Below are 13,346 nucleotides of genomic sequence, written 5' to 3'. Positions count from 1 at the left end.
CCAGTCTCTTGATGGTTTTTAATCCAGCGATCTAACGCAGAAGGCGTTATTTCATATTCTCGACAGATATCTGCACGAGACTTTCCATTTTCATAAAGCTTTACTAGTTGTAATTTGAATTCTGTTGTAAAAGTTCGACGTTGACGTGGCATAATAGCAGGCTCCCTTTAGGTTAGTATGTTAAGTCTACTAGCCCTTATAGTATCTGTCCAACTTAGTGTAACCGATTCATTTTTTAGCTCTTCCGATTAATAATAGAGTAATAAATTGGAAATAGCAAAGCCAGTACTTATGGAAAGAATAAGCAGTATCTTTCTTTTATAAGCTCTAACACTTCTTCTGGCATTTCTCTAATTTTAATATCTGTGCCAAGGAAAAGTAACCAATTTGTGAATTCAATCAGGTCTTCTGTTTTATTTACATTAATAAAAGTTTTTAAAATTGCTGTCGTTTGGTAAGGATTCGTATAGGAAATTGAAACTTTAAAAGGATGATACTTTTTGTACTGGGAGATTGCTTTAGGGCCTATTTCAAGGACAAGGTTGAATACTTCTTCCTGATGCCTTAATTTTTCTAAAATCTTTTTCCTACTTAATCTTTTTTTCGAAGGATAGACAATGACATCGGTGAGATTGTCGACAGGAAAAATTTGTTTTCTTTCTTCCTTTAAGTTAAAGCCTTCAATCATCCAAACGCTTTTTTCTTTATAAAGGTGCAAAAGATAAATTGGATAAGTTTTCACGCCATCCTCTTCATTCATGGTAATCTGTAAATAGTTATCCAAAAGTAAGATTTGAATGAGTTTTTCCAACATAGGGTGGGGGAGATCAGATAGCTCCAGTAAATCAGGATTATTTGGATTGGTTCCTTCAAATAGTAAAATTTGATTTAACAGAACAAGATCATCTTGTTGATTTTTTGAAATTAAGCCGAGTAATTTTTCAGCTAAAGATTGTCGGCTTGTTAGATAGGGAAGTTGTTGATTTCTTGTGGCCATAAAGGCAATAAAAAGGGCTTTCACTTCATTATCTGTAAACCGAACTTCGGGAAGGACAGAATTGTGCATGACAAAATAGCCCCCATCCCTGCCAACTTCAGCAACAAGTGGCATCCCCATCGCCTCAATTTCTCGAATATCTCGAATAGCCGTCGAACGAGAGATGTTGAATTCTTGCATGAGTTCAGAAATTGTAAAATGGGCGCGGTTGTTTATATACCGCATAATAATATTAATTCGTTCAACTTTTTTCATTTCGGCTCCTAAACAGTATCATTTTTTGACATGATTTAAGCTTATCATAAACGTATCAAGTGAATGAGTCAAAATCATTTGATTAATTTTAAAAAAAGGAAGGTTATGAAAATGGAAAATTACAAATTAGAAGAAAAAGAAAGTTTTATCGTTTTAGGTTTTGGAACTGAGTTAAAAAGCAATTACACAGATTTTGCCGGTTTTAACAAAGAAAAAGCAGATTTTTGGAAAAATTTCAGCGAAGATGGAAAACTCGATGCATTAAAAGCCATCGCTACGAATGATTACATTTTTGCAGTGAATGAGGCGGTCAATAACAAGATGATGTATTATGCTGGCGTTATAACAGAAGAGGAGGCACCGGAATTAGGCGAATCGAGATTAATTCAATTCCCTAAAGGGGAATACCTCGTTGTAAAAGGCGAAGGAACGTCTATTAATGAATTGAATAACCAACTGACAGGCATTGCCTTTGGTCAAGTCTTGCCAGAAGCAAAGGATTTTGCCTATGTCGGTGGACCAAATGCAACGGTTGAGATGGGACAGCGCGATGGAATTGTTTTTGGCGAAATTTGGATTCCTGTCGTCAGACGATAAAATTACCGGAGGGATGGAAATGACTTCTATTGTTGATTTTAAAAATGTGTCTACAATTGGATTAGAATCTTCACCTGTAGTAGAATCATTAGCTGGTTTACGTGCTAATGAAGCCCGTTACTTTATGAACAAATACAAGCATGAATTTACGGTTGTTCCAGCTAGTGAAAGCCAAGAAACCCTTGATTATGTGAATCGAATTTTAAAAGAAGAGCGGGATATCGAGTTTGCAGCGAAGCCATTAGAAACATCACAATTTCAAGTGGAAAATATTCAATTTGCCTACGTCTTCTATGAAGATGGTCTTGCGATCAACGTTATGTATACAGTGGATGACCCAAAGAAACGAGCGGTTGGTTTTAAACTTTCGGAAGGGATGGAAATACCGAAGGAGTTAGAAGGAAAGTTTAAATTTGCCAGACAAAAGTCCAAATTAGCTGGAACGATTCGAGGATCGTTTTTTGTCATTAAAGGGGAATATTAATAGACTATTTTAATTATTAATCGTTGTTTTTAGAAATTCGATTATGATTATATGCTACGGTTAAAGAGCCCAATTCCACAGGTGAAATTGAGCTCTTTTTTTTGTAGAAAATTTGGAATAGCGTGGTTCGATTTTTATGAAATTACCACAGTTCTTATATCTATTTTCATTTTGGGAGAATGAATAATTTGATAAGGTATTCTATTATTTGCATTTAAAGTATAATTTTATTAGTTACATAAATAGGAAAGAAAAGGGATGGAATATGACGTTACAACAATTAAAATATGTGATAGAAGTAGCTCGAAGTCGCTCAATTAACAAAGCAGCGCAAAATTTGTTTATTAGTCAACCTAGCCTTTCCAATGCTATAAAAGAGTTGGAGGAGGAAGTAGGGATAACAATCTTTTTGCGATCAAATAAAGGGATTTTGATTACGCCTGAAGGGTCAGAATTTTTAGGGTACGCTAGGCAAGTCGTTGAGCAAGCAGAACTTCTTGAAAATCGATATACGAATACAAGATCTCCGCAACAACACTTTTCAGTATCTGCTCAACATTATGCATTTGCGGTAAGTGCCTTTGTACGTTTATTAAAAGAATATAGTCCAGAGGAGTATGAATTTAGTTTACGTGAAACGAAGACATATGAAATCATTGATGATGTCAAGAATCTACGAAGTGAAATTGGTATTTTATATGTGAATGAATTTAATAAAAAGGTTATTCACAAGTTTTTACGGGAAGGAAATTTACAATTCCATGAGCTATTTACAGCAAATCCCCATGTGTTTATTAGTTCAGCAAATCCGCTATCTAGAAAAGACTATGTAACATTATCCGATTTAGACCCTTATCCGTATTTATCCTATGAGCAGGGAGATTACAATTCTTTTTATTTTTCAGAGGAGATTCTTAGCACCCTTTCTCGACCGAAAAATATCCGGGTGACGGATCGGGCAACTTTATTTAACTTACTAATCGGTTTAAATGGTTATACCATTTCAACTGGGGTGATTAGTCACAAATTAAATAGTAAAGACATTATCGCTGTACCTTTAAAGGTGGATGAGCAAATCCATGTTGGCTATATTACCCATAAAAACGTCACAAATAGTACGTTGGCTCATACGTATATTCAATATTTAAAAGAATCGATCGAAGAAGAGCTGCAGTAGTTATAGTTAAAAGCTATAGCAAGAAATAGATTTTATGTGTTACGTTATAATAATTTCCCTATGCTACACTTACTTTACATCAAGCGAATAAAAGGAAAGAGGGAGATTACATTATGACAAAAACACTTATAAAGGCTCCATTTAGAGCAGATCATGTCGGCAGTTTATTACGCCCAGAAAGAATTCATAAGGCAAGAAAGAATTTTCAAGAAGGCAATATTACAAAGCAAGAATTACATGCAATTGAAACAGAAGAAATTAAAAAAATCGTCGATAAGCAAATTGAAGTCGGCCTACAAGCTGTTACAGATGGAGAATTTCGCCGAAGATTTTGGCATACGGATTTTCTCGAACATTTAAATGGAGTAGAAGGATATGTTCCAGCTCATGGTTTCGCCTTTAAAGGGGAGGAAACGGAAAGATACGATGTGCGGGTAATCGGCAAAATTTCCTTTAACCCGGATCACCCACATATAAAAGATTTTATTGAGTTTAAAGACATTGTCGGTGATCGAGCAGTTGCAAAACAAACAATCCCTAGCCCAAACCAATTGTTTAATGCCGGTATTCGAAATGTAGAAATTTATCCAGATATTGAAGAATATACAAAGGATATTATCCAAACATACCGCGATGCGATTAAAGCTTTTTATGATGCAGGTTGCCGTTATTTACAATTAGATGATGTATATATTGCAGGGTTGAACGCGCCTGAAATTCCATTTAATGATAGCGGCTATTCTCGTGAAGAATTAATCGACTTAGCTCTTCGTGTTGTAAATGGAGTACTAGAAGATAAACCAGAAGATCTTATTATAACGACTCACCTATGTCGAGGAAACTACCGTTCTAAATGGGCGTTTGAAGGAAGTTATGCGAAAATTGCCCCAACTTTATTTGCAAAAGAAAAAGTAAACGGATTTTTCTTGGAATATGATGATGACCGTTCTGGAGATTTCGACCCGTTAAAATATATCCCGAATGGTGGACCGCAAGTAGTACTTGGCGTGTTCACATCAAAACACGGAGAATTAGAAGATAAGGAAAATATTAAAGCGCGAATAGAAGAAGCAACAAAATATGTACCATTAGAGCAATTATGTATTAGTCCACAATGTGGATTTGCCTCTACTCATCACGGAAATATTCTGACTGAGGATGAACAATGGGCAAAGCTGAAGTATATTGTCGATATTTCGAAAGAGATTTGGGGTTAAAATTTAGGCGAACAACTTTAACAGGTTGTTCGCCTTTTTTGTGGCTTAAAGTACTTATGTATTCAAATCAGTAAACCTAATCATTATCACTTTAATAAGCCAGTTCATACGATAAATAGGTAATGGCGTATGAAAGGAGTAAAACATGGGTGACGTATTATCTTTACTGCTATTAGGCTTTGCAGTTAGTCTTGATAGTTTTACAGTTGGGTTAACATACGGAATGCGAAAGGTTAAAATACCGTTAAAATCGTTCTTTATCATCTTTTCTTGCACTTTCATCATTTTATTATTGGCTATGGGAATCGGTTCGATAATCGAATTGTTTATATCCTATGAAGCTGCAGAAAGAGTAGGCGGGATTATTTTAGTAGTTATTGGGATATGGGTTCTATATCAATTTTTCACGTCCGACAGTACTTCAAAATTAAGTAAAAAGGAAATAAAAGTTATTGAATTTGAAATGAAACGATTAGGACTAATGATAAAAATATTAAAAAAGCCGACAGAAGCAGATTTTGATCGTTCGGGAAGTATTAGTAGTATCGAAGCGTTGTTTTTAGGGCTAGCATTGTCATTAGATTCTTTCGGTGCTGGTATTGGCGCGGCGTTGATTGATTTACCTCCGATTTTATTTTCTATCGTCGTAACGGTTTCGAGTGTTATTTTTGTCATAGTAGGCATCAACATCGGTTTAATATTTAGAAAGATGAACTGGGTTAAAAAACTTTCTATTCTACCAGGTATTGCCCTTATATTAATCGGGTTATTTAAAATGTAATAGAAGAAACTATATGTTTTAAAAAGTGCTGTTTTAGAAGCTAGTATTCAATCTTCTAGAGCAGCCTTTATTACTATGTAAAACATATTGTTCCTTTCTAAGTAGAGAAAATGTACTTCTATACTAGGCATTTATTCTATATTCCATTTGAAAATAATCTCACATATTTATCTTTCTCATACATATAATTTATTGTACGTTACAGAAAGATGGTTGCGATAAATGAAAGATAGATATAAAAGTAACTAGTCATTTTGAAAATAGTTAGGAATCAGAAAGTCATTTTTTTAAGGGAAATTTGAGTGAAAGGATAGCATCCTTCTGTCTTACTAGAAATCATAAAATGTTAACAGAATAGTTTCATTTGCCATGAGATAAAACGAAATACATGGATATGGGGGATATTTTTATGAATGCAACAGAATTTTACCGAGAACCTGTTCAAAAAGTAATGAATGAACTAGAAGTAAACCATCTAGGATTAACGGATTATGAAGTGCGAACAAGACAGAAACAATATGGATACAATGAAATTGAAGAGAGCGAACGAAAAAGTGCAATTCAAATTTTTCTAGAACAGTTTAAAGACTTTTTAGTCATTATTTTAATGGTTGCCGCTGTTATTTCTGTATTTTTAGGGGAAGTACAAAGTTCCATTGTCATTTTAGTTGTTGTCATTTTAAATGCTATACTTGGCACTGTTCAACAAATTAAAGCGGAAAAATCATTAGATAGTTTAAAAGAAATGGCAGCCCCTGTTGCAAAAGTACTTCGAAATGGACAAGTTACTGAAATCCCTTCAAAGGAGGTTGTCGTTGGGGATATTCTTGTTTTAGATGCCGGTGATTATATTAGTGCAGATGGTCGAATTATTGAAAGCCATAGTTTACAAATTAACGAAAGTTCTTTAACAGGCGAATCACTGCCAATCGAAAAAATGACACAAGTTATTAATGAAAGAGAAGTAGCACTTGGGGATAAAATAAATATGGTTTTCTCAGGTAGTTTTGTTACAAATGGCCGCGGTAAAGCAATTGTAACGTCAATTGGTATGAATACTGAAATTGGTAAGATAGCAAATTTACTAGATAGTGCTAAAGAAAAGAAAACACCCCTTCAAGTAAGTCTTGAACAATTTGGAAAGCGTCTTGCCATTGGAATTATTATCATCTGTTTAATTATTTTTGGCTTGGATATTTTACGTGGTCGCGAGCTTGTTGATTCATTTATGTTCGCAGTTTCCTTAGCAGTTGCGGCTATTCCGGAGGCATTAAGTTCGATTGTAACCATTGTGTTGGCATTTGGAACTCAAAAAATGGCAAAGGAAAATGCCATTGTCCGTAAACTCCATGCGGTTGAAAGTCTTGGTAGCATTTCAGTAATCTGTTCAGATAAAACGGGGACATTGACTCAAAATAAAATGACAGTCCAAAAGGTATTAATTAACGATGAAGTTATTCAACATGACCAATTACAAATTAGTAACGAACTTCATCATACATTTCTGCATATGGCTTTATTATGTAATAATTCCGTTACGTTTAGCGATCGGGAAATTGGAGATCCAACAGAAATAGCTCTAGTACATTTAGGAAATGAATATAACATCGATGAACTTCATATTCGCAAGCAGTTTGAACGTTTTGATGAAATACCTTTTGATTCGAACCGTAAGTTAATGAGTACTGTTAATCGAGTTGGCAACCGAACTATTATGATTACAAAGGGAGCTGTAGATGTACTGCTTCCCCGTTTGGTGAAAATTAGAACTTCTCAAGGAGTATCCAATATTACTTTCAAACAACTAGAAATTATTAAACAAATCAATAGTAATTTTTCTAACGAAGGGTTACGAGTACTCGCATTAGCTTATAAAGAAGTGAATTCAACTAAAATTGGCAAAAAAGACGAAAATGGATTAATTTTTATTGGTTTAGTCGCAATGATGGACCCGCCGCGAGAGGAATCAAAACAAGCTGTTGCAGATTGTATTAAAGCAGGAATCAAACCGGTGATGATTACGGGAGATCATAAAATAACGGCAGCTGCCATTGCAAAACAAATCGGCATTTTAAAAGATCCTTCTGAAGCAATTGAAGGTAAAGAAATTGAAAATTTATCAGATAAAGAATTAAGAGAACAAGTTGAAAACTACTCCGTTTACGCACGAGTATCACCGGAACATAAAATACGTATTGTTAAAGCTTGGCAGGAAAAAGGGAATGTCGTGGCAATGACTGGCGATGGTGTCAATGATGGTCCAGCATTAAAACAAGCTGATATCGGGGTAGCAATGGGAATAATGGGCACAGAAGTTGCCAAAGATGCCTCATCGATGATATTAACCGATGACAATTTCTCAACGATTGTTAAAGCTATTTCCAACGGTCGTAGTCTTTACGAAAATATTAAAAATGCCATTAAGTTTTTATTGTCTGGAAATGCAGGAGCGATATTAGTAGTTTTATACGCAACACTTTTTGCATTACCTTCTCCATTTGCACCGGTACACTTATTATTTATTAACCTACTAACAGATAGTTTACCAGCGATCGCAATCGGTTTAGAACCCCATAGTAAGAAGGTGATGGAAGAAAAACCTCGAAAAATACATGAACCTTTATTAAATAAAAGCTTTGTTACTCAAATAGGATTAGAAGGATTACTTATTGCTGCTGTCACGATTATCGCTTTTCAAAGAGGGTTAGCAACAGGTGATACGATGGTTGCCAGCACGATGGCCTTTGCCACATTATGTTTATCAAGATTGTTCCATGGCTTTAACTGTCGTTCAAGAGAATCGCTATTTAAAATTGGCCTATTCTCGAATCTTTCGGTGTGGATTGCCTTTCTTATCGGGTTTGTACTATTGAATGTTGTGTTAATAGTAGGATTATTCGATGTAGCAATGCTAGATCAACTACAATTATTAACCATTTATGGGCTAGCAATTGTACCATTAATAATTATTCAGCTTCATAGATTATTCTTTAAAAAATAGAAACAAAGCTATTTAATAGTCGATACGTTATGTCATTTAAAAAGATGGTCGAATTGAACCATCTTTTTATTATTATTTATAATTAGATGAATGAAAAAGAACTCCATAATTGTTTGGGTTCCCTTGTTCCAATTTAAGTTTTTTCACCTATTAACTATACGCTTTATACTAATGGAAAGACTGAACTTCCTCCAATGTTTTAAAAAGAATATCTCTTTCAGTAGTGTAAACAGCCACTTTTACGTTTGGTCCCCAATAGAAAAGTCTTTCTTGACATATCCCACAAGGTGTTAGAATTTTAAATTCAGATTTTTCATTATCTCTTACTACACAAATAGAATGGGTAATTTGAGTATCAAGTTTATGAGCTTCTAATATAGCTCCTGTTTCAATGCATAATTCTGTTGAAGCATTAATAATTTCAGGAGCGACACTTGTTAAGATTTTTCCGTCTGTTGTGTACATTGCCGCAGCTCCGCCCCAACCTATTGGGTATCTTTTCTCTATTAGTGCTACTGCTTCTTCATATAATCTTTTTTCTATATTCATGTTAACACCTCAAATAGCATCTAAATGTTATAAGTCTACTCATTTGGAAAATAATGATAGAACTAGTTTGCCAAAGGTGGTGTCCAATGAGAACGAATAGCTTTCAAATGACTGCAACACATTGGTACACAACATAATAATAGGAGAGAGCTCTAATCCGATTACTTCTTCAAGTCGAGTTACAACAATTTGCTCCTAATCAATAACTTACGAGTATCTGATTTTTTGACGTTTCTCATGACTAGTCACAGACATCTTTTCTGAGTACTAAAAACAAATCTTGTTCATTTCAACAATACCTTCAAATTATCAATTTGAAAGAAAAGTGTGAAATTATGGTTAACATTATCAATTTACCTTTCAATTACTTTATAATAATTGGAAGGGAGTGATATTTGAATGCTCGTTATAATGAAAAGAGAAGAGTTCGATTCTTTAGCCGATGAAGCTTTATTTCATGCTTGCTTTAAACCATTAATATTGGAGTATAAAAAAAGAATGGCTCAAGAAAATAGCACGATGGAAAAAGTACATTTTTATAAAGAACTAACGTCTGGGCAAAAAGCGTTGTTTGTTTTTCATATATATTATGATCATGCAATTGAATCTGTAATTGAGTTCTATTGGTGGAGTGCTTATTTTATAGCTCAACCAAAAATTTGGTCTGCAATTAAAACTGGATTACAGTTTTTTGGGGAAGGGACCATGTACCAACTTCTAGAAGAAACGGAATCGGTTCTTAAAAGATATAGCGGGCCTAGCAGTCTGGAAAAGTTTGTTGTTAATCGGGAGGACCTGAACAATAATAAGGAACTTTCGAAATCGATTCAACCTTTGTATTCCAAATTTAATGAAATAGCTAATCTTACGATAAAGAGAATAAGTGATTTTATTCGATTCAACCATGAATACTTCGTAAAAATTATGGACTAAAACTTTTCGTAAATCGGGCACCATATTGTCAAAACGGTGCTCGTTTTGTTTTAGAAAATGATGGGGAATAACTGGTTATTAAACTGTTCCATAAAGCTTATAGAGAGGGGGAGAATAAGTATAAAATATTTATCACTTTACATACCCTCTGCGGGTATGTTATGATGAATGCAAGTTAGGAGGGTGAATAGATGGATAACTCAGTGAAAGCAGAAGCTTGTCATACTGATGATAATAGTACCTCTTGTCGAAAAAGTCATCATCCAGAACGTGTGAAAAAGGATTTGACAACTCGATTAAATCGTATAGAAGGTCAAATTCGAGGCATTAAAGGTATGATAGAAAAGGACGTATACTGTGATGATGTGATTACTCAACTTTCCGCCACACAATCTGCATTAAATAGTGTAGCAAAAATTCTTTTAGAAGGACATATAAAGGGTTGTGTAGTAGATCGGCTTTCAGAAGGTGATAATGAAGTAATCGACGAGTTAGTTGTAACGATACAAAAGTTAATGAAAAAATAAATTTTTTTAAACGAAACATACCCCTATGGTGTATTCAAAAGACATAAAAAGGAGAAGATACTATGAAAAATGTAACATTAAACGTGCAAGGTATGTCATGTGGACATTGTGTTAAAGCTATAGAGGGAAGCGTTGGTAAATTAGAAGGTGTTGACCAAGTAAGTGTGAACCTTGACGAAGCTTTAGTGGATGTTTCCTTTAATGAATCTCAAGTTTCATTAGAGCAAATTAAAGAAACAATTGAAGAACAAGGATATGATGTAGAGTAAGAGTGCTTTCGTAGCACTCTCTCATTTTCATTAAATTATACCCTATATAGGTATAAAGAGAGGTGTAAAAGTTATGAGTACTGAAGCAAGTAAAGTAAAAGAAGCGAATATCCAAATTACAGGTATGACTTGTGCAGCGTGTGCGACACGTATTGAAAAAGGGTTAAATAAAATGGAAGGTGTTGAACAAGCATCGGTCAATTTAGCTCTTGAGAAGTCATCCATTAAATATGATCCGACAAAATTGAGTGAAGCTGATTTTGAAAGGAAAATCGAAGCACTTGGATACGGTGTTGTGAAACAAAAAGCGGAGTTTGAAATTACAGGAATGACTTGTGCAGCGTGTGCAACACGCATTGAAAAGGGACTAAATAAATTGGATGGCGTTGCAAGAGCAAATGTCAATTTAGCCCTTGAAAAAGCAACGATTGAATTTAATCCTTCAGAAGTAACTATTGCGGATATCGTTGCAAAGGTCGAAAAACTTGGTTATGGTGCACACCAAAAGCAAGATGAAAAGGAACAGGTAGATCACCGTGAACAGCATATTAAAGATCAACAACGTAAATTCGTCATTTCAGCGATTTTATCTTTACCATTATTATGGACGATGGTCGGTCACTTTTCCTTTACAGAGTTCTTATATGTACCTAATTTCTTAATGAATCCATGGGTTCAACTTATTTTAGCAACCCCCGTACAATTTATAATAGGTAAACAGTTTTATGTTGGTGCTTATAAAGCACTTCGTAATGGCAGCGCCAATATGGATGTACTCGTTGTTATGGGTACTTCAGTAGCTTATTTTTATAGTGTCTATCAAGCTATTATTACAGCAGGAGAACATCACGACCCACACCTATATTTTGAAACAAGCGCGGTATTAATTACATTAATATTGTTAGGGAAATTGTTTGAAGCAAAAGCAAAAGGTCGTTCATCGGAAGCGATTAAAAAATTAATGGGGCTTCAAGCGAAAACAGCCATCGTTATTCGTGATGGAATAGAAAAAGAAGTTCCGTTAGAAGAAGTTGTAATAGGTGATACAATTTTAGTGAAACCAGGTGAAAAAATTCCAGTTGATGGTGAAGTAGTAGAAGGAACAACAGCCGTTGATGAATCGATGTTAACAGGCGAAAGTTTACCAGTGGATAAAGCAGCAGGTGACCTATTATACGGCTCAACAATTAACAAAAATGGTTTTATTAAAATGACAGCAACAAAAGTTGGACGTGACACGGCTCTAGCACAAATTATTAAAGTTGTTGAAGATGCACAAGGGTCTAAAGCGCCAATCCAACGTTTAGCCGACAAAATTTCAGGAATTTTTGTACCAATCGTAGTGGGGATTGCTATCCTTACATTCCTAGTTTGGATGATTTGGGTTCAACCAGGTGAGTTTACACCAGCACTTGAAGTATTAATTGCAGTATTAGTTATTGCATGTCCATGTGCCCTTGGATTAGCAACACCAACTTCCATTATGGCAGGTTCAGGTCGGGCGGCAGAATTTGGTATTTTGTTTAAAGGTGGGGAGCATCTAGAACAAACACAAGGCATCGATACAGTAGTAGTCGATAAAACAGGTACTGTTACACATGGTAAACCGGTGTTAACAGATGTATTAGTAGCAAAAGGTCAAGACGAAGAAACATTTTTATCATTGATTGGTGCAGCTGAAAAACAATCGGAGCACCCATTAGCACAAGCGATCCTTCAAGGTATTCAAGAGAAAGAGATAGAACTTGGGAACATTCAGTTTTTTGAAGCGATTCCTGGTTTCGGTGTGCAAGCAACAGTCTCGGGTCAAGGAGTTGTTATTGGTACACGTAAACTTATGGAACAATACGGAATTAATGTTACGTCTGTTCTACCAACAATGGAGGAATTGGAGAAGAACGGTAAGACAGCAATGCTAGCTGGTATTAATGGTCAGTACGCTGGCTTAGTTGCTGTCGCAGATACGATTAAAGAAACCTCTCGTGAAGCTGTACGTCGATTACAAGAAATGGGTATTAATGTCATCATGATGACAGGTGACAATGAACGAACTGCCCAAGCAATCGGTAAAGAAGTAGGTGTCGATGCAGTCATTGCCGAAGTGCTTCCTGAAGGTAAAGCAAATGAAGTGAAAAAACTTCAACAGCAGGGGAAAAAGGTGGCAATGGTTGGTGATGGTATTAATGACGCTCCGGCATTAGCTACAGCTAATATTGGGATGGCTATCGGTACAGGTACAGATGTGGCAATGGAAGCAGCAGATATTACACTTATTCGAGGGGACTTAAATAGTATTGCTGATGCAATTTTAATGAGTCGTAAAACGATGAAAAATATAAAGCAAAACTTATTCTGGGCTTTTGCTTATAATACGATTGGAATTCCAATTGCTGCAGCAGGATTTCTTGCCCCTTGGGTTGCTGGAGCGGCGATGGCGTTCAGTTCGGTGTCGGTAGTTTTAAATGCATTACGTTTACAAAGAGTGAAATTAAAAAAATAAAATGGGAAATAACACTTATTAATGCGTCTAGTGTCAGCAAAATTATATACCTTACCAAT

At 35.2% G+C, this 13,346-nt stretch carries 13 protein-coding genes; 10 read left to right on the top strand and 3 right to left on the bottom strand.

All coding sequences use genetic code 11. From position 1 onward, the window contains the following. Together EC501_RS13240 and EC501_RS13235 are read right to left on the bottom strand one after the other, a co-directional pair. The coding region (locus tag EC501_RS13240) for a transposase (protein ID WP_148037827.1) at positions 1-152 on the bottom strand (152 nt) is incomplete at its 3' end. Positions 153-289: 137 nt separating this feature from the next. Further along, positions 290-1,252: a helix-turn-helix transcriptional regulator gene (locus tag EC501_RS13235; protein WP_122972781.1), complete on the bottom strand. Its 963-nt coding sequence runs from the start codon at positions 1,250-1,252 to the stop codon at positions 290-292. Between the two features lie 105 nt (positions 1,253-1,357). On the opposite strand from EC501_RS13235, the gene EC501_RS13230 reads away from it, so the two are divergent. The 6 genes from EC501_RS13230 (at position 1,358) to EC501_RS13205 (ending at position 8,509) form a co-directional block, all read left to right on the top strand. Continuing rightward, a complete protein-coding gene (locus EC501_RS13230; RefSeq protein ID WP_241559351.1) occupies positions 1,358-1,849 on the top strand; it encodes a GyrI-like domain-containing protein in 492 nt (163 codons plus the stop codon). Positions 1,850-1,868: 19 nt separating this feature from the next. Then, positions 1,869-2,333 carry a phage tail protein gene (locus EC501_RS13225; protein WP_122972779.1) on the top strand — a complete coding sequence of 155 codons (465 nt, stop codon included), beginning with the start codon at positions 1,869-1,871 and terminating at the stop codon, positions 2,331-2,333. A 265-nt stretch (positions 2,334-2,598) separates the two neighbouring features. Continuing rightward, on the top strand, positions 2,599-3,510 hold the full coding sequence (locus EC501_RS13220) for a LysR family transcriptional regulator (protein ID WP_122972778.1): 912 nt from the start codon (positions 2,599-2,601) through the stop codon (positions 3,508-3,510). Positions 3,511-3,623: 113 nt separating this feature from the next. Beyond that, positions 3,624-4,727: a 5-methyltetrahydropteroyltriglutamate--homocysteine S-methyltransferase gene (locus tag EC501_RS13215; RefSeq protein ID WP_122972777.1), complete on the top strand. Its 1,104-nt coding sequence runs from the start codon at positions 3,624-3,626 to the stop codon at positions 4,725-4,727. A gap of 145 nt (positions 4,728-4,872) precedes the next feature. Next, positions 4,873-5,508 carry a sporulation membrane protein YtaF gene (gene ytaF, locus EC501_RS13210; RefSeq protein WP_122972776.1) on the top strand — a complete coding sequence of 212 codons (636 nt, stop codon included), beginning with the start codon at positions 4,873-4,875 and terminating at the stop codon, positions 5,506-5,508. 409 nt (positions 5,509-5,917) lie between these two features. Beyond that, positions 5,918-8,509 (top strand): calcium-translocating P-type ATPase, PMCA-type, encoded by a 2,592-nt coding sequence (locus tag EC501_RS13205; protein WP_122972775.1) that lies wholly within the window; start codon positions 5,918-5,920, stop codon positions 8,507-8,509. A gap of 168 nt (positions 8,510-8,677) precedes the next feature. On the opposite strand, the gene EC501_RS13200 is transcribed toward EC501_RS13205, so the two are convergent. Continuing rightward, a complete protein-coding gene (locus EC501_RS13200; RefSeq protein WP_122972774.1) occupies positions 8,678-9,058 on the bottom strand; it encodes a cytidine deaminase in 381 nt (126 codons plus the stop codon). Between the two features lie 399 nt (positions 9,059-9,457). Here EC501_RS13200 and EC501_RS13195 point away from each other — a divergent pair, with 399 nt between their 5' ends. The 4 genes from EC501_RS13195 (at position 9,458) to EC501_RS13180 (ending at position 13,287) form a co-directional block, all read left to right on the top strand. Further along, complete coding sequence (locus tag EC501_RS13195) at positions 9,458-9,991, top strand: hypothetical protein (RefSeq protein WP_122972773.1); 534 nt, start codon at positions 9,458-9,460, stop codon at positions 9,989-9,991. Positions 9,992-10,182: 191 nt separating this feature from the next. Further along, positions 10,183-10,518, top strand: a complete 336-nt coding sequence (locus EC501_RS13190) for a metal-sensitive transcriptional regulator (protein ID WP_122972772.1) — start codon at positions 10,183-10,185, stop codon at positions 10,516-10,518. A 62-nt stretch (positions 10,519-10,580) separates the two neighbouring features. Further along, on the top strand, positions 10,581-10,787 hold the full coding sequence (gene copZ / locus EC501_RS13185) for a copper chaperone CopZ (protein WP_122972771.1): 207 nt from the start codon (positions 10,581-10,583) through the stop codon (positions 10,785-10,787). 73 nt (positions 10,788-10,860) lie between these two features. Next, on the top strand, positions 10,861-13,287 hold the full coding sequence (locus EC501_RS13180; RefSeq protein WP_122972770.1) for a heavy metal translocating P-type ATPase: 2,427 nt from the start codon (positions 10,861-10,863) through the stop codon (positions 13,285-13,287). Positions 13,288-13,346 lie beyond the last annotated feature (59 nt).

It is taken from the genome of Lysinibacillus halotolerans (genome assembly GCF_003711845.1).
GTDB lineage: Bacteria > Bacillota > Bacilli > Bacillales_A > Planococcaceae > Ureibacillus > Ureibacillus halotolerans.
Note: the sequence above shows the minus strand (reverse complement) of the source record. Positions and strands in the feature narration are given on the sequence as shown.